At 73.7% G+C, this 21,142-nt stretch carries 17 protein-coding genes and 1 pseudogene; 10 read left to right on the forward strand and 8 right to left on the reverse strand.

The features are described from left to right. Positions 1-161 precede the first annotated feature (161 nt). Positions 162-1,445, forward strand: a complete 1,284-nt coding sequence (locus IF20_RS23210) for a DUF6986 family protein (RefSeq protein ID WP_052867212.1) — start codon at positions 162-164, stop codon at positions 1,443-1,445. Between the two features lie 21 nt (positions 1,446-1,466). On the opposite strand, the gene IF20_RS23215 is transcribed toward IF20_RS23210, so the two are convergent. The 4 genes from IF20_RS23215 to IF20_RS23230 all read right to left on the reverse strand — a co-directional run bounded on the left by IF20_RS23215 (position 1,467) and on the right by IF20_RS23230 (position 5,525). Next, complete coding sequence (locus IF20_RS23215) at positions 1,467-2,036, reverse strand: rhodanese-like domain-containing protein (protein ID WP_052867213.1); 570 nt, start codon at positions 2,034-2,036, stop codon at positions 1,467-1,469. A gap of 133 nt (positions 2,037-2,169) precedes the next feature. Beyond that, positions 2,170-2,925: a sulfite exporter TauE/SafE family protein gene (locus IF20_RS23220; RefSeq protein ID WP_052867214.1), complete on the reverse strand. Its 756-nt coding sequence runs from the start codon at positions 2,923-2,925 to the stop codon at positions 2,170-2,172. Continuing rightward, the gene (locus tag IF20_RS23225) at positions 2,922-4,334 is read right to left on the reverse strand and encodes an MBL fold metallo-hydrolase (protein ID WP_052867215.1); all 1,413 of its coding nucleotides are present in this window, start codon (positions 4,332-4,334) and stop codon (positions 2,922-2,924) included. Before IF20_RS23225 ends, IF20_RS23220 begins: the two co-directional genes overlap by 4 nt. Before the next feature lie 159 nt (positions 4,335-4,493). Then, positions 4,494-5,525 (reverse strand): LacI family DNA-binding transcriptional regulator, encoded by a 1,032-nt coding sequence (locus IF20_RS23230; RefSeq protein WP_052867216.1) that lies wholly within the window; start codon positions 5,523-5,525, stop codon positions 4,494-4,496. Between the two features lie 160 nt (positions 5,526-5,685). Here IF20_RS23230 and IF20_RS23235 point away from each other — a divergent pair, with 160 nt between their 5' ends. Next, positions 5,686-6,642, forward strand: a complete 957-nt coding sequence (locus IF20_RS23235; protein ID WP_052867217.1) for an ROK family protein — start codon at positions 5,686-5,688, stop codon at positions 6,640-6,642. Between the two features lie 236 nt (positions 6,643-6,878). After that, a complete protein-coding gene (locus IF20_RS23240; RefSeq protein ID WP_052867218.1) occupies positions 6,879-8,333 on the forward strand; it encodes a serine/threonine-protein kinase in 1,455 nt (484 codons plus the stop codon). An 82-nt stretch (positions 8,334-8,415) separates the two neighbouring features. Here IF20_RS23240 and IF20_RS23245 read toward each other — a convergent pair whose 3' ends face one another. Then, on the reverse strand, positions 8,416-10,413 hold the full coding sequence (locus IF20_RS23245; RefSeq protein ID WP_110944483.1) for an NPCBM/NEW2 domain-containing protein: 1,998 nt from the start codon (positions 10,411-10,413) through the stop codon (positions 8,416-8,418). Positions 10,414-10,736: 323 nt separating this feature from the next. On the opposite strand from IF20_RS23245, the gene IF20_RS23250 reads away from it, so the two are divergent. Together IF20_RS23250 and IF20_RS23255 are read left to right on the forward strand one after the other, a co-directional pair. Beyond that, positions 10,737-11,030, forward strand: a complete 294-nt coding sequence (locus tag IF20_RS23250; RefSeq protein ID WP_199896714.1) for a hypothetical protein — start codon at positions 10,737-10,739, stop codon at positions 11,028-11,030. A 251-nt stretch (positions 11,031-11,281) separates the two neighbouring features. Continuing rightward, positions 11,282-12,559 (forward strand): NUDIX hydrolase, encoded by a 1,278-nt coding sequence (locus tag IF20_RS23255; RefSeq protein ID WP_052867221.1) that lies wholly within the window; start codon positions 11,282-11,284, stop codon positions 12,557-12,559. A 119-nt stretch (positions 12,560-12,678) separates the two neighbouring features. Here IF20_RS23255 and IF20_RS23260 read toward each other — a convergent pair whose 3' ends face one another. Next, positions 12,679-14,046, reverse strand: coding sequence for a dipeptidase (locus IF20_RS23260; protein WP_052867222.1), 1,368 nt, complete (start codon positions 14,044-14,046; stop codon positions 12,679-12,681). Between the two features lie 454 nt (positions 14,047-14,500). On the opposite strand from IF20_RS23260, the gene IF20_RS23265 reads away from it, so the two are divergent. Further along, complete coding sequence (locus IF20_RS23265; protein WP_052867223.1) at positions 14,501-15,703, forward strand: geranylgeranyl reductase family protein; 1,203 nt, start codon at positions 14,501-14,503, stop codon at positions 15,701-15,703. Between the two features lie 364 nt (positions 15,704-16,067). Here the strand turns inward: IF20_RS23265 and IF20_RS23270 are convergent, their stop codons facing one another. Beyond that, positions 16,068-16,622, reverse strand: coding sequence for a nitroreductase family deazaflavin-dependent oxidoreductase (locus IF20_RS23270; RefSeq protein ID WP_110944465.1), 555 nt, complete (start codon positions 16,620-16,622; stop codon positions 16,068-16,070). A gap of 192 nt (positions 16,623-16,814) precedes the next feature. Here IF20_RS23270 and IF20_RS23275 point away from each other — a divergent pair, with 192 nt between their 5' ends. From IF20_RS23275 to IF20_RS23285, 3 genes and pseudogenes are all read left to right on the forward strand, one after another. Further along, on the forward strand, positions 16,815-17,588 hold the full coding sequence (locus IF20_RS23275) for a TetR/AcrR family transcriptional regulator (RefSeq protein WP_052867224.1): 774 nt from the start codon (positions 16,815-16,817) through the stop codon (positions 17,586-17,588). Positions 17,589-17,782: 194 nt separating this feature from the next. After that, a pseudogene (locus IF20_RS23280) lies at positions 17,783-19,158 on the forward strand (sensor histidine kinase). Next, complete coding sequence (locus IF20_RS23285; protein ID WP_052867225.1) at positions 19,155-19,820, forward strand: response regulator; 666 nt, start codon at positions 19,155-19,157, stop codon at positions 19,818-19,820. The pseudogene IF20_RS23280 and the gene IF20_RS23285 overlap by 4 nt, the downstream one beginning before the upstream one ends. Here IF20_RS23285 and IF20_RS23290 read toward each other — a convergent pair. Beyond that, complete coding sequence (locus tag IF20_RS23290) at positions 19,781-20,047, reverse strand: DUF6332 family protein (protein WP_052867226.1); 267 nt, start codon at positions 20,045-20,047, stop codon at positions 19,781-19,783. The two genes, IF20_RS23285 and IF20_RS23290, sit on opposite strands and share 40 nt — an antisense overlap. 169 nt (positions 20,048-20,216) lie before the next feature. Between IF20_RS23290 and IF20_RS23295 the strand changes: the two genes are divergently transcribed. Next, a complete protein-coding gene (locus IF20_RS23295; RefSeq protein ID WP_052867227.1) occupies positions 20,217-21,077 on the forward strand; it encodes an SMP-30/gluconolactonase/LRE family protein in 861 nt (286 codons plus the stop codon). Positions 21,078-21,142 lie beyond the last annotated feature (65 nt).

The raw sequence follows: 21,142 nt of genomic DNA on the forward strand, positions 1-21,142 counted from the left end.
TGAGAGGGGTGCGGACCGTGCGCGACCGCAAGATGGGTGTTGACCTGGACAGACGGCACAGATAGCTTCGCTATGCGGAGTTTCGCTTCCGTGAAGCGGAACTTACGCGACTCTTTAGCGAACCTCGGGACGGAAACGTCCCCCTATCGGGAGGGTGTCGAATGCCGCAGCAGGAGCCCGTGGCCACGAGCCTTGCGAGCACCGTACGCGAGGAGATCGGAGCCGCCCTGGCAGAGGTCGACGCGGACCTCGCGCGGCGCTACCCGGGCGACCCCGGCACCCGCCAGCCCGTCCACACCGTCTACGTCCCCGGCGACGTCTTCGCCGCCGACACCATCCGCTCCTGGGGCGAGGCCGCGCGCACCGCGCTGGACGAACACGCCCCGGACGCCGCCGCGCTGGCCGCCGTCCTCGGCATCTCCGACGAGCTCGCCGGGCCCGTGTACGACCGCGTACGGGCCAAGCTGGAGCGCGAGCCCATCGAGGACCTGCGCGTCGACTTCGAGGACGGCTACGGCGCACGCGCGGACGCCGAGGAGGACGAGGCCGCGGCGCGCGCCGCCGCCACCGTCGCCGCCGCGTACCAGGACGGCACGGCAGCCCCGTACATGGGCATCCGCATGAAGTGCATGGAGGCCGCCGTACGCGACCGCGGCATCCGCACCCTGGACATCTTCCTCACCGGCCTCATGAAGGCCGGCGGCCTCCCCGACGGCCTCGTGCTGACCCTGCCCAAGGTGACCTACGCCGAGCAGGTCACCGCCATGGTGCGGCTCCTGGAGTCCTTCGAGAAGACGCACGGCCTGGCGGCCGGCCGGATCGGCTTCGAGATCCAGATCGAGACCACCCAGTCGATCCTGGGCGCCGACGGCCGCGCCACCGTCGCCCGCATGATCGAGGCCGCCGAGGGCCGCGCCACCTCGCTGCACTACGGCACCTTCGACTACAGCGCCTCCTGCGGCGTCAGCGCGGCGTACCAGTCGCTGGACCACCCCGTGGCCGACCACGCGAAGGCGGTCATGCAGGTCGCGGCGGCCGGTACGGGGGTCCGGCTGTCCGACGGTTCGACGAACGTCCTGCCCGTGGGCGGCACCGCGCAGGTCCACGACGCCTGGCGGCTCCACCACGGCCTGGTCCGCCGCTCGCTGGCCCGCGCCTACTACCAGGGCTGGGACATGCACCCGGCGCACCTGCCGACCCGGTACGCCGCCGTCTACGCCTTCTACCGCGAGGGCCTGGAGCAGGCCGCGGCGCGCCTCGCCGCGTACGTCGCCAAGACCGGCGGCGCCGTGATGGACGAGCCCGCCACGGCCAAGGCGCTCAGCGGCTACCTGCTGCGCGGCCTGGACTGCGGCGCGGTCGACATCGCCGAGGTCGCCCGGCTGACCGGCCTCACCCGTGCGGACCTGGACGGACTCGCGGGGCGGCCGGCGCAGGCCGGGTGACCCCGGCCCCCGTACGGGGCGTCAGCCGCCCAGCTCGGCCAGGGTGGCGGAGAGTTCGGCCCGCGGCGCCCGGTTGTGCGGCAGCTTCGCCAGCAGCCGGGCCATGCCGCAGGTGTCGGTGAGGGCCGAGAAGACCAGCCCGCCGGCGACACCGGCCGACAGCAGCCGGGCGGCGGGCCACCGTCGCCCGGCGAGCAGGCCGCCCAGCACCAGGCCGCCGGCGGCCAGCCGGACCTGGCGCTCCATGGCCCAGACGGTGCGCGCGCCCTCGGGGTGCCGCACCTCCAGGCCGTGCCGCAGCCAGTCCTCGGTGCCGCCGGTCAGGGTGGCGGCCGGTATGTCCTGTGCGGCGAGGTCGGCGCAGGCCCGCGCCGACCGGTTGCCGGAGGCGCACACCATCAGCAGGCCGGTCCGCGACGCCGCGCTCCGCAGCGCGGGCACGGCCTCGTCGAGCCGGTCCAGCGGGACGTTGTACGCGCCGGGCAGATGGCCGGCGGCGTACTCCCCGGGCGTCCGCACGTCGACGACGGTCAGTTCGTCGAGCCGCGCGCTGGCCTGCTCGACGGTGAGGGCGGTGGGGGTGGAGCTCATGAGAAGTGCCTTTCGTAGTGCTGTTACTTGCCGGGTACGGGACGTGCGGGATTCCCCGTCCGGCCCGTCACGCGGCGGGTTCCGCGCCGCGCCCGTATGACGCATCGGGGCGGTACGGACGACCGCCCCCGGGTCAGGTCACCGCGTCCACGGCCATGAACGCCGCCACGGCCAGGAGCGCGAGGGCGAAAGCGCGTTGCAGCAGCGGCCCCGAGGCCTTGGCGGCCAGCCGCTTGCCGTCCCACGCGCCCAGGACCGCGGTGGCGGTGAAGGGCGCGATGACGCCCCAGTCGAGGCCGCCCATGGTCGCGCCCCGGGTGGCCAGTGAAGCCAGCGAGTTGGCCGAGATGACCAGCAGACTGGTGCCGACGGCGGCGCGCATCTCGAAGGCCAGCACGGTGACCAGCGCGGGCACGGCCAGGAAGCCGCCGCCCACGCCCAGCAGGCCGGTCAGCGCGCCCAGCCCGGCGCCGCAGGCCGCCGCCTTCGCAGGCCGCACCGAGGGCGTCCGCCGCCCGTCGGTGTCCGGCCGGGCGCCGCGCAGCATCCGGACGGCCGCCAGCCCCGCAACGGCGGCGAAGGCCAGCGTCAGCAGCCAGTGCGGCAGCCGGTCCGCCACCGCGCCCGCCAGCGCCGCCGGCACCAGTCCGGCGGCCGCGAACAGCGCGCCGGCCCGCCACCGGACATGGCCCTCCCGGGCGTGCGCGTACAGGGCGGTGAGCGAGGTGGCGGTGACGATCAGCAAGCTCGCGGTGGTCGCCGCGGCCGGCGTGAAGCCGAGCAGGTAGATCAGCGCCGGAACGGCGAGCACACTGCCCCCGCCGCCCAGCGCGCCCAGCGCCAGGCCGACCACGGCCCCGGCGACCAGGGCGAGTATCAGTGCGCTCATCGGGCGGGGTCATCGCCGTCCTGCCGATCCCGGTCGGCCGGCTCCGGACGGACCAGGGGAAGGCCGGCCGGCGCGGCGGCGTCGAAACCGTCGTCGACGGCGACGACCTGCCGCCCGGCCGCGTCCAGCAGGGACGCCGCGATCGCCGCCCGCATCCCGCCCGCGCAGTGCACCCACACCACGCCCGGCGGCACCTCCCCGACGCGGCCGTGCAGCTCGTGTATCGGCACGTGCACGGAGCCCTTGATGTACGCCCCGGCGCGCTCGGAGCCCCGGCGTACGTCCAGGACGACCAGGTCCTGCCGCTCCTTCTCGGGGACGGCCGCGAGGTCGGCGAAGGTGGCGCGCGGGAAGGAGCGCAGCTCCTCGCCGGCACGCACCCACTGCTCCGGTGTCCCGGTCGCCGCGGCCGCGGGGCGGTCGATGCCCACCCGGACCAGCTCCCGCTGCGCGTCGGCGACCTGCTCGGGCGTCTCCGCCAGCAGCGTGACCGGCTTGCCCCAGGGGATCAGCCAGGCCAGGTACGTCGCGAGCTTGCCCGCGCCCTCGAAGTTGAACGATCCGGCGAGGTGGCCCGCGGCGAACGCGACCCGGTTGCGCAGGTCCACCACCCACTCGCCGGCCGCCAGCCGCCGCGCGAGCTCCTCGGCGTCGGCGGGCCGCGGCGGGGTGAGGTCCACCGGGGCGGGCCCCGCCGCGTTGGCCGGCGCCATGTGCGCGTAGTACGCCGGCACGTCCTCCAGGCCGGCCAGCAGCTCCGCGACGAAGGCGTCCACGTCCTTGGTCAGCGCGGCGTTGGTACGGCGCTCCGCGCCGATCGTGGTGGCGTCGCCCTCGGCCTGCGCGGACGAACAGAAGCTGCCGAAGCCGTGCGTCGGCAGTACGGGCACCTCGTCGGCCAGCTCGTCGGCGAGCCGGCGCGCCGAGGCGTGCTGGGCGCGGGCCAGCCGCTCGGTCAGCCGCGGCTCGACGAGGTCCGGCCGGCCGACTGTCCCGATCAGCAGCGAGCCGCCGGTGAAGGCGGCGACGTCGCGGCCCGACTCGGCCAGGACGTACGAGGTGTGGTGCGGGGTGTGCCCCGGGGTCGCCACGGCCCGCAGGACCAGGTCCTCGTCGACCGTCACCGTGTCGCCGTCGGCGACCGGCGTGCGCGCGAACGAGACCGCCGCGTCGGCCGGGACCAGGTAGCGGGCGCCGGATATCCGGGCCAGTTCCAGCCCGCCGGTGACGTAGTCGTTGTGCACGTGGGTCTCCACCACGTACGCGATCCGCACGCCGCGCCGCGCGGCGGCGGTCACGACCCGGTCGACGTCGCGCGGCGGGTCGATCGCGACCGCGGCCGTCCGGCCGCCGGCCAGGTAACTGCGGTTGCCCAGACCTTCGAACTCAAGGGTGTCGACGAAGAACACGACAGCGCCCCTTCCCTTCGATGAACCGGTACCCCATGTTCTGTACCCCCGGGGGTATTGGTACCACCATAACAAAGGTACCCCCGGGGGTATTTCAACGGGCAATCTTCTGCTGTGTGGAGGGGGCGGCCGGAAGGCCTGCGGGGGAGGGGAGCGGGGTCAGGCGGGCGGCAGTTCGCCCGAGCCGCGAGGGATCAGCCGGGTCGGGATGACGCGCTGCTGGGGCGGCTCGTCGGTGCCCTCCAGGCGGCGGAAGAGCAGGGTCGCGGCGGTGCGGCCCAGGAGGGCGGCGTCCTGCGCGACGACGGTGATGCCGGGCGTGATCAGGTCGGCCAGCTCGAAGTCGTCGAAGCCGACGAGGGCCACCGGGCGCGGGTGGCCCGCCAGTACGCGGACAACGGTGACCGTGACGCGGTTGTTGCCCGAGAAGAGCGCGGTGACCGGCTCCGGCGCGGAGAGCATCGCCTCGGCGGCGGTCCGCACCCGCTCCGGCGCGGTCGGGCCCAGCGCCACCCACGACTCGTCGACCGGCAGACCCGCCTCCGCCATCGCCGTACGGTAGCCGCGCAGCCGCTCTATGGCGGTGTGGATGCGCGGCTGGTCGCCGATGAAGCCGATCCGGCGGTGGCCGTGCGCGATCAGATGGGCCACCGCGTCCCGCGCGCCCCCGAAGCTGTCGGAGAGCACCACGTCCGCGTCGATCTCCCCGGCCGGCCGGTCCACGAAGACCGTGGCGACCCCGGCCGCTATCTCCGGCTGGAGGTAGCGGTGGTCGTCGCCGGCCGGAATGATCACCAGCCCGTCCACCCGGCGGGCGCACAGCGCCAGCACCAGCTCCTGCTCGCGCTCCGGGTCCTCGGCGCTGGAGCCGTTGATCAGCAGCGCCCCGTGGTCCCGCGCCACTTCCTCCACGGCGCGGTTCAGCGGGCCGTAGAAGGGGTCGGCGAGGTCCTCCAGTACCAGCCCGATGCTGGCCGTACGGCCCTTGCGCAGCACGCGCGCCGAGTCGTTGCGGCGGAAGCCCAGCGCGGTGATGGCCTCCTGCACGCGCCGCTCGGTGTCCGGGGTGACGCCCGGCTCGCCGTTGACCACACGGGAGACCGTCTTGAGGCCGACGCCGGCGCGGGCCGCGACGTCCTTCATCGTGGGCCGGGTGCCGTAGCGGGTGGTGCTCCGGGCGGTGTCGGTCACGGTGCGGAGATCCTCGTCCTGTCGGGTGCGGCGGTGTGGCCAAGAGCATAACGTCTGCACAACGCCGTCTGGACAACGTTGTCAAGAGTGACGACACTGGCCTCCTGCCCGCCGGGGCAGCCCGCCCCGGACACCCCGCCGACCAGGAGATTCCACGCCGATGCAGACCGACCTCAACGCAGCCCTGGACATCGGCGGTACGAAGATCGCCGGGGCGCTGGTGGACGACCGGGGCCGGCTGCTCGTCCGCGCCACCCGTCCCACGCCCGCGCAGGAGGACGGCGCGGCCGTGATGCGCGCGGTGGCCGCGGTCCTCGACGAGCTGACCGCGGCGCCCGAGTGGTCCCGCACGTCCGTCGTCGGCATCGGCAGCGCGGGCCCCGTGGATGCCCAGGCAGGCACCGTGAGCCCCGTCAACATCCCCGGCTGGCGCGACTTCCCGCTGGTCGCCGGCGTACGCGAGCGGACCGGCGGCCTCCCGGTCGTACTGGTCGGCGACGGTGTGGCGATGACCGCAGCCGAACACTGGCAGGGCGCGGCCCGCGGCCACCGCAACGCCCTGTGCATGGTGGTCTCCACCGGCGTCGGCGGCGGCCTCGTCCTGAACGGCCGCCCGCACCCGGGCCCCACCGGCAATGCGGGCCACATCGGTCACATCAGCGTCGACCTCGACGGGGACCCCTGTCCCTGCGGCGGACGCGGCTGCGTCGAACGCATCGCCAGCGGCCCCAACATCGCCCGCCGCGCGCTCGCCGAGGGCTGGCGGCCGGGCCCGGACGGGGACGCCACCGCCGCCGCGGTGGCCGCCGCGGCCCGCGCCGGGGACGCCGTCGCGCTCCGCTCCTTCGCACGCGCGGCGCAGGCCCTGGCCGCCGGCATCGCCGCCACCGCCACCCTGGTCGAGATCGAGATCGCGGTGATCGGCGGGGGAGTGGCGAACGCCGGCGACATCCTCTTCGCCCCGCTCCGCCGCGCCCTGCGCGAGTACGCCACCCTCTCCTTCGCCCGCGACATCACCGTCGTACCGGCCCAGATGGGCACCGACGCGGGCGTGGTGGGCGCGGCCGCCGCGGCGCAGCAGTACCGGGAGGACGTGCTGGCGGGCACCACCGCCTGAAGGACCCGGGAGGGGCTCCGCACACCCCGTCAGCGCGGCTCCGGGGCCTGAACGGCGTGCTCCCTCCGGTGCCGCTCCACCCCTAGTCTGTCTCCCGTCACCACGCTCGCGCGGGACGGACGAGGGGAACGGACGACGTGTCTACGGGGGAGTACGGGTCACCGGGAGCGCACGAGCCCGCGGGCGGGGCGCCCACGGGACGGGACGAGGAAGCCGCCGAGCACCGCCGCGGCGGGGTGTCCGGCACCGATCTGACCGGGCGGCTGCTGGGCGGCCGGTACCGCGTCACCGGCACGCTCGGCCGCGGCGGCATGGGCGTGGTCTGCCGCGCCGTCGACGAAGTGCTGGGCCGCGAGGTCGCCGTCAAGGTGCTGCGCGCCTTCACGGACGCCTCCGCCGCCGAACTGGCCGACCTGCGCACGCGGATGCGGCGCGAGGCGCGCGCCGCCGCCCGGATCCGGCACGCCGGCGTGGTCACCGTCCACGACGTGATCGACGAGGCCGGCCGGCCCGTCATCGTCATGGAGCTCGTCGAGGGCACGTCCCTGGACGACGAGATGGAGCACCGCGGCCCGCTGGACCCGAGGGAGACCGCCGCCCTCGGCGCGCGGGTCATGGACGCCCTCGACGCGGCCCACCGGGCCGGCGTCCTGCACCGCGACGTCAAGCCCGGCAACGTCCTGCTCGACCACGACGGCCGCGTCGTGATCACCGACTTCGGCATCGCCAGCATCCAGGCGCCGGACGACGGCGCCCGTACCCACCTCACTCGAAGTGGTGAACTCGTCGGCTCGCTCGACTACCTGCCGCCCGAACGCGCCCAGGGCCGGGCGCCTGGCCCCGCCTCCGACATCTGGTCCCTCGGGATGACCCTGTACGCCGCGGTGGAGGGCGCCGCTCCCTTCCGCCGTACGTCGGTGTGGTCCACGCTCACCGCGATCGTCTCCGAACCGCTCCCGGAACCGCGCCGCGCCGGCCCCCTCACGCCGGTGCTCCTGGCCCTGATGGCCAAGGACCCGGCCGCCCGCCCCTCGGCCGCGCAGGCGCGCGACATGCTCCGGGCGGTCGCCGAGGGACGCGCCCCCGAAGGCACGGTGGTGCTCCGCTCCCCCACGGAGCGCGATTTCCTTGCGGCCGGCAACCCCCCGCCGCCGGGCTTCGGTCCGCCACCGCCCCCTGTTCCCGCACCCGGTCCGGCCGACGGCCGCAGGGGGCGGCGCGCATGGCTCGCCGCTGCCGCGGCCGCGGCGGTACTGGCCGCCGGCGGAGCGGCGTACGCGCTGCTCGCGCCGGGGGACCGGGACCACCGGACGCCGGCGGCGGACGCGCCCGCCTCCTCGGCGCAGCCGCCGGACGCCTCGGCGGCGCCCCCGTCCGCCTCCGCCACCCCCTCAGGCCCCTCCGCCGAGCCCTCCTGCACCTCCTCGGGCGGCGGCAGGTACCACTGCGAGGTGTGGCGCGCCGCCGACTCCTACACCGCGAACTACGAGCGGGTCGGCACCCTCAAGGCCGGCACCAACTACTTCTACTGCCAGGCCGACCTGGACCGCCGCGAGACGTACGGCCGGTGGACCAACGTCTGGTGGGCCAAGACGGACGACGACAGCGGCAACAAGGGCGTCTACGTCAGCGTCGTCTACCTCAAGGGCGGCGCCAACGACCAGCCCGTACCGGGCCTGCGGACGTGCTGACGGGCGTACCGGGTCCGCGGACGTGCTGACGGGCGGGGCGTGCCTGCCTGCGTGCTGTCGGTAGGGCTGTGCCCGTCCGGCGTCAGCAGCTGAACGCCGCGTCGGCCCAGTCCGCGTGGTCGTGATCGACCCCGTCCCCGGCATCGGTCACCACGAGCCGTACCGTGCGCGCGCCGCCGATGTCCGCGGTGACGGCCTGCGGCGCGTCGCCGCCCGTCAGCGTCCCCGTACCGGCCACGCGTCGCCCGTCCGCCCACACCTCGAAGCCCACCGAGCCCCTCTCCCCGGCCTCGTCGTCCACGCCCACCTGGGCGCTGAACGCGGTGCAGCGCTCCCCGGCGTAGAACGTCACCGCACTCGCCGCATGCGTCCCGAGCCCCTTCGCGTACGCCCGGCCTCCGAGGGTGAGCGGCCGCCCGTCGCCCGCGGCGCTCTCGCCGACGCTGGTGTCCTTCTCGACCGGCCCCCAGCCGTTGGTCGCGTCCATCCACGGCAGATCGCTCGCGTACGAGGCGCCGCCGGGCGGTGCGACGACGACCTGGGCGGTGCCCGTAGCCTCCGCCGTCGTGCGTGCGCCGCCCGGCGCGCGATAGGTGGCGGTCAGGCGCAGGTCGTATCCGCCGGGCTCGGCGTCGGCCGGCGGGGTGAGCCGCCACGAGGTGGTCAGCCGCTTGCCGGTGGCCAACGCCGCGGCCCGGCTGGGGGAGGTGGCCTCGACCCGCCAGCCCTCCGGAACGCGGAGGGCGGCCCGGACGTCACGGGCGGGAGTGCGGCCCAGATTGCCGACGGTCGTGGTCAGTTCGGTGGGCCGGCCGGCCTCGGCCAGCGGTGTCCCCGCCCAGCCGGCCTCGACGGCAGGCGGGTAGTGGGCCCACCCGTCGTCCGCCGACACCCGGAAGAGCGCCGTGCCGTGCGCCGGGACGGTCGCCGCGATCGTGCCCGCGGTGTGGGCGTCCCTGTGCTGCCACAGGTCCCGCATCCGGTACCCCTCCGCCGCGGGCAGCCCGACCGCCTTCGCCGTCGTACTGATGCGCTGCGGCGCGCCGGTCTCGTTGAACAGGGCCACCGCCCGGTCGCCGCCGGCCAGTTCCTTGACCACCGTCCAGCGCCCGTCCTCCGAGGCCAGCACCGTGCCCTGCTTGCCCAGCCGGTCCTGGTCGAGCGCGATGACCTCGCGGTTGCCGAGGATGTCCAGCGTCTCCGGCGTGGCCTTGCGCAGGTCGCTGCCGATCAGCAGGGGCGCGGCCATCATCGACCACATCGAGAAGTGGGTGCGGTACTCGGTGGCGGTCATGCCGCCGTTGCCGACCTCCAGCATGTCCGGGTCGTTCCAGTGCCCCGGTCCCGCGTAGGGCGCCAGCGGCAGGTTCTTCTTCATGATCGAGAGCATGCTGGACCAGTTGTCGCTGATGTCACCCGTCGTGCGCCACAATTGCCCAACGTCCGCCGCCCATTCCCACGGCTTGTTCTCGCCCCATTCGCAGATGCTGTAGACGATGGGCCGCCCGGTCGCCGTGAGCGCGTCCCGCATCGCCCGGTACCGCTTCTTCGCGTCCACCCCTTGGTTGTTGCAGTTGTCGTACTTCAGGTAGTCCACGCCCCAGTCGGCGAATTGCCGTGCATCGGACTCCTCGTGCCCCAGCGCACCGGGAAAGCCGATGTCACTGCAGGTTTTGGTGCCCGCGCTCGTATAGATCCCGAGCTTCAGCCCTTTGGCGTGGACGTAATCGGCCAACGCCTTGATCCCGTGCGGAAACCGCTTCGGATCCGGCGCCAGCTTTCCGTTCGTGTCCCGCTCCGGCAACGCCCAGCAGTCATCGAGATTGACGTACTCGTACCCGGCCTCTTTCAGCCCCTTCTCGACGAACAGATCGGCGATCCCCCGCACCATCTCCTCGTTGAATTCGGCCCGGCAGTGGGTGGAGTTCCAGTTGTTGAACCCCATGGGCGGAGTATCGACGAGCCCCCGGCCGTCTCGTCCTGCCGCTGCCGTCGCTCCCGCCGCTGTTGCCGTCGTTGTGGTGGCCGTCGCTCTCGCTGCCGCCGCGGCCGGCGTCGACGGTCCTGGTCCTCCTGTCATCACCAGTCCGGCGGCCACCACCCCCGCCGCCACTCCTGCCAGACGTCCCCTGTGCCGCCGTCCGAACCGCCCACCGCGCAAGACATCACGTCGCTGCATGAGACGCGCCTCCGTCCCCTTGAGGGGTGCTGGGAGTCATGTACCGGTCATTGACGGCCGCTCACGATAGGGCGTGTTGAACTCTGTTGGAAGAGGTGCGCAATCGTTCCGCGCCGACGCGCACCCACGCCACACGCCTCGCACCGGGTTCACCTCCACGTTCGTTTCTGTTGCTTTCCTCCACCCCTCTTGCTGCTTCCCTCACCCGCCCCGACGCTGCCCCCATGACGAACGCGCAAATGTGGGCCCTGATCGTCGGGTTCCTCTCCCCCCTCCTGATCTCCGTCGTCAACCGACCCCACTGGTCCAGCGCCATCCGCGCCTCCGTACAAGTGGCCGTCTCGGTCCTCGTCGGCCTCGGCACGGCCTACTTCGCGGGCGACTTCGCGGGAAAAGACATCGTCACCAGCATCCTCATCGCCTCCGTATCCGCCATCAGCGCTTACAAAGGCATCTTCAAGCCCACCGGAATGTCCCCCGCCGTGGAACGCATGACCTCACCCGCCCCACGCGCCTGACCAGCAACAGGGCCGAACAGTGCCCCGGTGCGAGCTACGGCCGACGAGCGCCGCACCGCCCGGCTTTCCTGACCGCCGTACGCCCGAGGTGAGGTGCTGAACGGCGGCGGAAAGCCGGTACCAGGCGGTGGGCGCGGGCGCGAGGGGTTGACGGCGGGCGGAGGCGAGCGGGCGGGAGCGCCCGTATGTGGCGCGTTTCCGTGGCAGGGTGTTGCGGGCAACTCACAGGGGTCTAGGGATGAGGGGGAACCGTGATCGTCTGGCTGAACGGCGCGTTCGGTGCGGGCAAGACCACCGCGGCACAGGAACTCTTGGACCTGCTCCCCGGGAGCACGCTCTTCGATCCCGAGCTGGTCGGCCGTGGGCTGAAGGAGATGCTGCCGGCCAAGCGGCTGGACGACGTCGACGACCTCCAGGACCTGTCGTCCTGGCGCAGACTCGTCGTCGACGCGGCCGCCGCGCTGCTCACGGAGGTACCGGGTCCGCTGATCACGCCGATGACCCTGCTCCGCCAGGAGTACCGCGACGAGATCTTCGGCGGCCTGGCCGCTCGTCGCATACCGGTACGCCATGTCCTGCTGCATGCGGAGGAAACGATCCTTCGGGACCGGATCGCCCTCCGGGAGGAGCGGGAGGAGTGGGAAGACCGGGAAACGCGGGACCGGCAGGAAGAGGGGGCAGAGCGGGAAGACCGGGAAGACCGGGAAGGGACCGCGGTGAACGGGGCGGTCGTGGCGAGCGGACCGGTCGCTCCGGTCACTCCGGACGGGTCGAGCGGGCGGAGCGGGCCGAGCGGGCGGGAGGATTCCTCCGCTTTCGGGCCTCCGGGAGCGGGTTCCGGAGCGGTGGCCGATCCCGGGTCCGATACCGGGTCCGATACCGGGAGGGCCGCGGCCGCTCGTACGCGGACGTGGAGCCTGGCGCACCTGGCGCCGTACCGGGAGGCGCTGGCCTGGCTCCGTACGGACGCGCACGTCATCGACACCTCCGCGATCGGGCCGCGGCAGACGGCCGAGCGCATCGCCGAGGCCGTGCGGAACGGCAGCGGCGCCTGCGACATCGTGCAGACGCCGGAGCCGACCGCGGAGACCCTGGCCGCCGGCGTACTGCTCTTCGACGAGGAGGACCGGGTCCTGCTGGTGGACCCGACGTACAAACCCGGCTGGGAGTTTCCCGGCGGCGTGGTGGAACCGGGCGAGCCGCCGGCCCGGGCCGGCGTACGGGAGGTGACCGAGGAACTGGGCATCCTGCTCCCCACCATGCCGCGTCTGCTGGTGCTGGACTGGGAGGCACCGGTGCCGCCCGGGTTCGGCGGCCTGCGGCTGCTGTTCGACGGCGGTCGTTTGCCCGACGAGCAGATACGGGACCTGCAGCTGCCGGGGTCGGAGCTCCGCGCCTGGCGCTTCGTCACGGAGGAGGAGGCCGAGTCGATGCTGCCACCGGTGCGCTGGAACCGCCTCCGGTGGGCCTTGCGCGCCCGCGCACAGAACCGGACGCTCAACCTGGAGGCAGGCGTTCCGGTGGGGTGAGGGGCAGAGGGGACGGCCGGACGGGGCCGGGGGTGGGGGCGGAGGCGGGGTGAAACCGCTGCACTCCGCCTCCGCCCCCTACGTCCCCGCGCCCCCCTACGCTCCCGGCCTACGCGCCGTTACGCCTCCGCCTTGCTTCCCGCGTACTTCTGGAGGAACAGCGCCTCCGCGAGCGACAGCCGCTCCAGCTCCTCCGGGGACACGCTCTCGTTCACCGCGTGGATCTGCGCCTCCGGCTCGCTGAGGCCGATCAGCAGGATCTCCGCCTCCGGGTAGAGCCCGCCGAGCGTGTTGCACAGCGGGATCGAGCCGCCCATGCCGGCGGACTGCATCTCCGTGCCGTCGTACGCCTCACGGAGCGCCGCAGCCATCGACTCGTACGCCGGGCTGCCGAGGTCCGCGCTGAACGGCTGGCCCTGGCCGATCTGCTCGACCGTCACCCGGGCGCCCCACGGCGCGGCCGACTCCAGGTGCGCGGTGAGCAGCTTGGCGGCCTCGGCGGCGTCCTGGCCCGGGGGGACCCGGAGGCTCACCTTCGCCCGCGCGCTCGCCTGTACGGACGGGGTGGCGCCGACGACCGGCGGGCAGTCGATGCCGATGACGGTGACGGCGGGCCGGGCCCAGATGCGGTCCGCGACGGTGCCGGAACCGATCAGCTCCACGCCGTCCAGCACCTTGGCGTCCTCGCGGAACTCCGCCTCGTCGTACTGGAGGCCGTCCCAGGTGCCCTCCGCCGCCAGCCCCTCGATCGTCGTCGAGCCGTCCTCGGCGCGCAGCGAGTCCAGGATGCGGATCAGCGCGGCGAGCGCGTCCGGCGCGGCACCGCCGAACTGTCCCGAGTGCAGGTTGCCCGCCAGCGTGTCCACCTGGACGCGGAGCATCGCCATGCCGCGCAGCGAGGCGGTGACGGTCGGCAGGCCGACGCGGAAGTTGCCGGTGTCGCCGATGACGATGGCGTCGGCGGTGAGCAGGTCGGGGTGGGCCTCGGCGTACCGCTCCAGGCCACCGGTGCCCTGCTCCTCCGAGCCCTCGGCGATCACCTTGACGTTGACCGGCACCCCGCCGTGCTCCTTGAGCGCGCGCAGCGCCGTCAGGTGCATGATCAGGCCGCCCTTGCAGTCGGCGGTGCCGCGCCCGTACCACCGGCCGTCGCGCTCGGTCAGCTCGAACGGCGGGCTGAGCCAGGCGCTCTCGTCCAGCGGCGGCTGCACGTCGTAGTGCGCGTAGAGCAGGACGGTGGGGGCGCCGGCCGGGCCGGGCAGGAAGCCGTAGACGGACTCGGTGCCGTCCGGCGTCTCCAGGATCGCGATGTCCTCGAAGCCCTCCGCCCGCAGCGCGTCCGCTATCCACCGGGCCGCGGCCTCGCACTCGCTCTTCGGGAACTGCGCGGGGTCGGCGACCGACCTGAAGGCCACCAGCTCGGTCAGTTCGGCCCTGGCGCGGGACTGCAGTGCGGCGACGGTGGTGGCGAGCGGGCTGTCAGGCATGGAACGCTCCTTCTGGGCGCGACGTTGTCCTGGTGGACGGTGTCCGCGCGGCCCGCCCGGGCCGTGGTCGAAGGGTGGAGCCAGGCGTCCGGAGCGGCGCGGATGCCGTCCGTGAGTGTCGTACGGCGTGCGTCACGGCAATGCGCCAGGGCATGTGTCATGGCACGCGTCCGTGTGTCCGTACGTTACGCGTCCGTACGTAGGGGATGGTGCCTCCGATCTTCCCACAGGCACCTCCGCGATCAGCGAGCCGTAGGATGCGGGCGGTACGCGCGGCCGCCGGGCTCCCGTCGGGACCGGGCCGGCTGGGCTCGTTCGGGGGCCGGTCTCGTGCCGGGTCGGACTCGTGCCGGGCCGGTCTCGTGCCCGGGCCGGACTCGTGCCCGAGCCGGACTCGTGCCGTGGGTGAGTGCCAGGTAACCGTGCCAGGGATCGATCGGGAGTAGCAGCACAGGTGAGCAGCGAGAGCGCAGACCGGGACGGCCGGACGGTGTGGGACGTGGTGGTGGTCGGCGCGGGGCCAGCGGGCGCCTCGGCGGCCTACGCCGCGGCCTGTACGGGACGCAGCGTCCTCATCCTGGAGAAGGCCGAACTTCCCCGCTACAAGACCTGCGGCGGAGGCATCATCGGCCCCTCGCGCGACGCGCTCCCGCCCGGCTTCGAGCTGCCGCTGCGGGACCGCGTGCACGCCGTGACGTTCTCCCTGAACGGCCGGCTGACGCGCACGCGGCGCTCCCGGCAGATGCTCTTCGGTCTCATCAACCGCCCCGAGTTCGACGCCCAGCTCGTCGAGGCCGCACAGAAGGCGGGCGCCGAGCTGCGTACGGGCGTCACGGTCAGCCGCGTCGAGCAGCACGGGAACGCCGTCCCCGACCGCCGTACGGTCGCCGTCGTACTGAGCGGCGGCGAGACGGTGCTCGCGCGGGCGGTGGTCGGCGCCGACGGCAGCGCGAGCCGGATAGGCGCGCACGTCGGGGTCAAGCTCGACCAGGTCGATCTGGGGCTGGAAGCGGAGATCCCGGTGCCGCCGACCGTCGCCGAGGACTGGGCGGGGCGGGTGCTCATCGACTGGGGACCGATCCCGGGCAGCTACGGCTGGGTCTTCCCCAAGGGCGACACGCTGACCGTCGGCGTCATCTCCGCGCGGGGCGAGGGCGCCGCCACCAAGCGGTACTTGGAAGACTTCATCGCGCGGCTCGGCCTCGCCGGCTTCGAGCCGAGCATCTCGTCGGGGCACCTGACACGGTGCCGCGACGAGGACTCGCCGCTGTCCCGGGGCCGGGTGCTGGTCTGCGGGGACGCGGCCGGGCTGCTGGAGCCGTGGACCCGCGAGGGCATCTCCTTCGCGCTGCGGTCGGGCCGGCTGGCGGGGGAGTGGGCGGTACGGGTCGCCGAGGCGCACGACGCGGTCGACGCGCGGCGCCAGGCGCTCAACTACGCCTTCGCGATCAAGGCCGGGCTGGGCGTCGAGATGAGCGTGGGCCGCCGGATGCTGGCCGTCTTCTCGCGTCGGCCGGGCGTCCTGCACGCCGCGATCACCGGCTTCCGCCCGGCGTGGAACGCCTTCGCGAAGATCACCCGAGGCACCACCACCCTCGCCGAGATCGTCCGCACCCACCCGCTGGCCCACCGAGCCCTGTCGGCGCTGGATCGGTAGGAACTGGGCGGGGCAGAGCTGGGCGGGACGGGGCTGGACGGGGCGGGCTCAGCGGTCCCGCGCGGGGTCGGGCCCGTGTGCGGTCCGGGTCCGTGTGTGGTCCGGGTCCGTGTGTGGCCTGGGTCTGTGTGTGGTGGATCTGTGCGGTCCGGGCTCGTGTGGGGCTTCGCCGCGGGGGCGTGGCCGGCGGCTGGTGATCGGTGGCCGGTGGTCGGCGGCTGGTGGCTGGTGGCCCGGTCGTCGGGTTTGTCGTCGAGTTCGGTGTCGGGTTCGTCGTCGGGTTGGTTGAGGGGTTGGTTGTCAGTTCGGTCGTCGGGTCGGCTGAGGTGGCTGCTCGGCCGAGGTAGCGGTTCCGCCGAGCTGCTCACTCGGCCAGGGCGATCCGGAAGACCGGGTGGTTCGGGGCGGCTGCGAGCAGGTCGTCGTCGGTCGAACGGGCCATCACCTCGCCGAAGTACTGCTTCACCTCCCAGCCCCAGCGCTCCAGATACGTCCGCAGGATCGCGGGCGTCTCGGCCGGTGGTACCTCCACGGCCGTGAACGCGCGGGTCCTGCGCCCCACCCGCAACTGCCCGCCGCCGGCCGCCCGCATGTTGCGTACCCACTCGGAGTGCCCGCGCGCCGAGACGAGGTACTGGGCACCCTCGAACGTCAACGGGTTCACCGGCACCCGCCGCCACTCGCCGCTCTTCCGGCCCCGTACGGCGAGATCCGCACTGCCGGCCAGGCTGATACCGCGCCGCGCCAACCAGCCGACCAACGCATTGAGCCGAGCACCGAACCGACCGGGCTTGAGATACCGCTGAGACTGGCGGGCCTGCCCGGACTGATGGGCCTGCCCGTCCTGCCCGGCTTGCCCGGCCTGATCGGCCTGTGCGGGCTGGTGGGATTCGGGCTGCGGCGACTGGTTGTCGATCATGGAGCGTCCTTTCCTCGTGATGGAACGGGGAGGGCGGTGGCTGGAGCAGCGATGCTTTTCGAGAGCGGTGCTCTCGTTTCACGTAAGAGCAGTGTGCAAGCATCGGTGCGCCAAAGCAAGAGCAGTGCTCTCAATCATGGATCGGCGCTCTCGTCGTTGGGCGGCGCTCCGGAACGTGACACACTGTTCCGCATGACTGCGATCAAGGGAGCCAGGGAGCGGGCACGCGGGGAAATCACCGCCGCGATCAAGGACGAGGCCCGGCAGCAGCTCGCGGCCGAGGGCGCCGCGAAGCTGTCGTTGCGCGCCGTGGCCCGCGAACTCGGCATGGTCTCCTCAGCCCTCTACCGCTACTTCCCCAGCCGCGACGACCTGCTCACGGCCCTGATCCTCGATGCGTACAACGCCTTGGGGCAGGCCGCGGAAACCGCGCTCGCCGCAGTGGACACACAGGCCGGAACGGGAAGGGAAAGGGGGAGTGGTGGAAGGGGAGGTGGTGGCAGCGCGGCCGCCGGCGCGCCGCCCGCCGCCCGGTGGAGCGCCGTCTGCCACGCCGTGCGGGAGTGGGCGCTGGCGCACCCGCACGAGTACGCGCTGCTCTACGGGTCTCCCGTGCCCGGCTACCACGCACCCGACGCCACCGCCGAGCCCGCCGGCCGGGTGGCCCGCGCGCTGCTCGAGGTCGTACGGGACGCGTACGCGGCGGGGACGCTGCGCGAGCCGGCCGATCCGCTGCCGGACGCCGTGGTCGGCAACATGCTCGCGCTGGCCGCGGAACTGGACGTCGAGCTGCCCGCCGCGGTGACGACGCGGCTGGTCAGTGCTTGGGCGCAGCTGTTCGGGCTGGTGGGCTTCGAGACCTTCGGGCAGTTCAACCGGGTGATCGACGCCCGTGAGGAGTTCTTCGAGCAGTCCGCCCTGCAACTCGCCCGCTCGGTAGGACTGCCCGTACCCACGACACGTTGAACCGTCAACACGTTGAACCGCGCGCCGACTCCCGCAACACGCTGAACCGCGCGCCGACTCCCGCAACACGTTCAACCGCGCGCCGACTCCCGCAACACGTTGGGGCCCGAGGCGCGCCGTACTCCCACGGGAGTACCGCCGCACACCGCGTTCGGCGGACGTCGTGGGAGGCGGCAGCGGGCTAGCGTGGCCGTATGGACAAGGGACGGCCGGCGTGGGTGCGGCACTGCCTCGCTCTCGTGCGCGGACACCTCCCCGCGCCCGGGCCCCAGGGCGCGCCGCCGGTCTCGAAGTTCCGGGATCCGGCTACCGGTACGCCGCCCCGGCGCCCCGTCTCCGGTGTGCCGCCCCGCCGGCTTCCCTGGCGTTCGACGCTGATCGTCGCCGTCTTCGTGCAGGTCGGTACGCGGTTCGCCGCGCACGGTCAGCAGGAGCGGGCGGCGCTGGACGGCACAGCCGTAGTGCTGTTGCTCGCGGGCTCCCTCCTGTTGCTCGCACGGCACCGATTCCCGGGCGCCGTCGCGTTCGGTACGGCGGTCGCGGCGGTGCTCTACCTCGGGGGCGGCTATCCGTACGGTCCGGTCTTCCTGCCCGTGGCGGTCGGCTGCTTCGCCGCCGTCGTGGCGGGGCGGCGCATCGCCGCGTGGAGCGCCGTGGGGCTGGTCTGGGCCGGGCACCTCGTCATTGCGCACTGGCTGTACCGGTGGCTGCCGCCCGGTACCGACGGCGCGGCGCCGTGGGGGCAGGAGCTGATCGTCACCGCCTGGGTGGTGGCGATCGTCGCCGCGTCCGAACTGGGCCGCGTACGCCGCGAACAGCTCGCCCACGCGCGGGCCGAGCGGGCCGCGGCGGAGCGGCGGCGGGCCGACGAGGAGCGGCTGCGGATCGCGCGCGAGCTGCACGACGTCCTCGCGCACAGCCTCTCCGTCATCAACGTCCAGGCCGGCGTCGGGCTCGCCCTGCTCGACGACGACCCCGAGCAGGCACGTACGGCCTTGACGACGATCAAGGGGGCCAGCAAGGAGGCGCTCGGCGAGGTGCGACAGGTGCTCGACACGCTGCGGGCGCCGGGGCGGGCGCCCAGGTCACCGGCGCCCGGACTCGCCCGGCTGTCCGAACTGACCGAGCAGGCGCGGAGCGCCGGGCTGGATGTGGCGGTGACGACCGAGGGCCGGGTGTCCGGGCTGCCGCCGGGCGCCGACCTCGCCGCATTCCGTATCTCCAGGAGGCGCTGACGAACATCGTGCGGCACTCCGGTGCGCGTACGGCACGTGTCCATGTGGCGCGTACGTCCGACGCCCTGCGCCTCCGTGTCGACGACGACGGCCCGGCCACCGGGAGCGGCCCGGCCCGCGGCGGGAAGGGCCCGGCCGGGGGCGCGAAGGGCCCGACCGTGGGCGGGAACGGCCTGGTCGGCATGCGGGAGCGGGCCGCCGCGCTCGGTGGCGAGGTCCGGGCGGGGCCGCGCGACGACGGTGGATTCACCGTGCGTGCCACCCTCCCCCTGCGGGGCGACGACGGTGCGGGCGGCGGCCGGACGGCCGCCGGGAACGAGGAGGAGAGCGCGTGATCCGGGTACTGCTCGCCGACGACCAGGTGCTCGTACGGGCCGGCTTCCGGGCGCTGCTGGCCGCGCAGCCCGACATCGAGGTGGTAGGCGAGGCCGCCGACGGTGCCGAGGCGCTGGCGGCCGTGCGGGAACTGCGGCCGGACGTCGTGCTCATGGACATCCGGATGCCGGTCGTGGACGGGCTCGCCGCCACCCGGCGGATCACCGGGGACGAACGGCTGGCTGCGGTGAAGGTGGTCATGCTGACCACCTTCGAGCTGGACGAGTACGTTTTCGAGGCGATCCGCTCGGGGGCCTCCGGCTTCCTCGTCAAGGACACCGAGCCCGACGAACTGCTGCGCGCCGTACGCGCGGTGGTGGCCGGTGACGCGCTGCTGTCCCCGGGGGTGACCCGGCGCCTGATCGCGGAGTTCGCCGCCCGGTCGAAGGAGCCGGCCGCTGCGGAGGGGCTGGAGCGGCTGACGGAACGGGAACGGGAGGTGATGGCGCTGGTCGGCATCGGGCTCTCCAACGAGGAGATCGCGCGCCGGCTCGTCGTCAGCCCGCTCACGGCGAAGACGCACGTCAGCCGCACGATGGTGAAGCTCGGCGCCCGCGACCGGGCGCAACTGGTCGTGCTGGCCTACGAGTGCGGGCTGGTGCGCCCCGGATGGCTGGGCTGACCCCGGCGCCACAGGATGCGTACCACCCGGAGGGCGCCGACGGCACCAGCCAGTACGGCGGCCACCATGACCCAGGAGCCGTGCCATGAAGCGGGCACCGGGCCCCACAGGGCGGGCGCGGCGCAGAGCAGGAAGACGAGGCCGCTCAGGAGCGCGCCGGTCACCACGGCGAATGCGATCTCGACCGTGACGGCGTCCCGTTGGGCCTGTGAGCGGGTCGGAGACACGGTAGGAGTCTGTCATGCGATCGGGATTGCCGCTGCCCTCCGGCCGCTCATAGGCTGAGCGTGCCCGGCCGGTCACCGGCCGGGACCAGCGCATGCACGGCAGTGGCGCACGCCTCGTGCCGCGGGTACGCGCGCCGGACGAACCGGCGCCGGAGGAAGGCGAGCGGTCATGAGGCATTGGGACGTTGCCGTACGGTCGGGTGCGCGGCTCGGGGAGGGACCGACGTGGGACGCCGCGGAGGCGCGGCTGATCTGGGTCGACATCCTCACCTGCCGGGTGCACACCTACGACCCCGCCACCGGCCGCCGGACCGTGATGGTCACCGAACAGCACGTCGGCGCCGCGAAGCCGCGCGCCGGCGGTGGCCTGGTCGTCAATCTCCGGGACGGGGTGGGCGCTTACGACGCCGGCGGGGCCTTCTCCTGGCTGGCGCACGAGGTCGTGCCGGGACGGCGGGGCAACGACGCGGCCGTGGCCCCCGACGGGGCGCTGTGGGCCGGGACCATGCGGTACGACGAGGCGGCGGGCGGCGGCACGCTGGCGCGGATCGCGCCGGACGGCAGCGCGGAGCCGGCGCTGTCGGACGTCACGGTCAGCAACGGCATCGGCTGGAGCCCGGACGGCCGGCTGATGTACTACATCGACACCCCGACCCGGCGGATCGACGTCTTCGACGCGGGGGACGCGGTCGGCACGGCCGCGAAGGTCGTACCCACCCGGCGGGCCTTCGTGGAGATCGAGGAGGGCGCGGGCTTCCCGGACGGGCTGTGCGTGGACGCGGAGGGCGCCGTCTGGGTGGCGCTGTGGGACGGCGGGCAGGTGCGCCGCTACACGCCCGACGGCGCTCTCGACCGCACGATCGAGCTTCCCGTAGGCCGCCCCACCGCCTGCGCTTTCGGCGGCAGCGACCTGACGGATCTCTTCATCACCACGGCGCAGGAGGGCACCCCGCGGCACCCGCTGGAGGGCTCGGTGCTCGTCGTCCCCGGCGCCGGCCGGGGACTGGAACAGCCCGCCTTCGCGGGCTGAGGACCGGAGCCGGTCGACAGCACGGAGCAGCCGCTCGACAGCGTGGAGCGGGGCGTCGGCACGGA

Source organism: Streptomyces niger, from assembly GCF_000718305.1.
Lineage (GTDB): Bacteria > Actinomycetota > Actinomycetes > Streptomycetales > Streptomycetaceae > Streptomyces > Streptomyces niger.

What these genes read in the sequence shown, in the direction of transcription:
- IF20_RS23210 (WP_052867212.1), top strand. Translation starts at nt 162, where the DNA reads ATGCCGCAGCAGGAGCCCGTGGCCACGAGCCTTGCGAGCACCGTACGC.
- IF20_RS23215 (WP_052867213.1), bottom strand. Translation starts at nt 2,036, where the DNA reads ATGAGCTCCACCCCCACCGCCCTCACCGTCGAGCAGGCCAGCGCGCGG.
- IF20_RS23220 (WP_052867214.1), bottom strand. Translation starts at nt 2,925, where the DNA reads ATGAGCGCACTGATACTCGCCCTGGTCGCCGGGGCCGTGGTCGGCCTG.
- IF20_RS23235 (WP_052867217.1), top strand. Translation starts at nt 5,686, where the DNA reads ATGCAGACCGACCTCAACGCAGCCCTGGACATCGGCGGTACGAAGATC.
- IF20_RS23245 (WP_110944483.1), bottom strand. Translation starts at nt 10,413, where the DNA reads ATGACAGGAGGACCAGGACCGTCGACGCCGGCCGCGGCGGCAGCGAGA.
- IF20_RS23250 (WP_199896714.1), top strand. Translation starts at nt 10,737, where the DNA reads ATGACGAACGCGCAAATGTGGGCCCTGATCGTCGGGTTCCTCTCCCCC.
- IF20_RS23260 (WP_052867222.1), bottom strand. Translation starts at nt 14,046, where the DNA reads ATGCCTGACAGCCCGCTCGCCACCACCGTCGCCGCACTGCAGTCCCGC.
- IF20_RS23270 (WP_110944465.1), bottom strand. Translation starts at nt 16,622, where the DNA reads ATGATCGACAACCAGTCGCCGCAGCCCGAATCCCACCAGCCCGCACAG.
- IF20_RS23275 (WP_052867224.1), top strand. Translation starts at nt 16,815, where the DNA reads ATGACTGCGATCAAGGGAGCCAGGGAGCGGGCACGCGGGGAAATCACC.
- IF20_RS23295 (WP_052867227.1), top strand. Translation starts at nt 20,217, where the DNA reads ATGAGGCATTGGGACGTTGCCGTACGGTCGGGTGCGCGGCTCGGGGAG.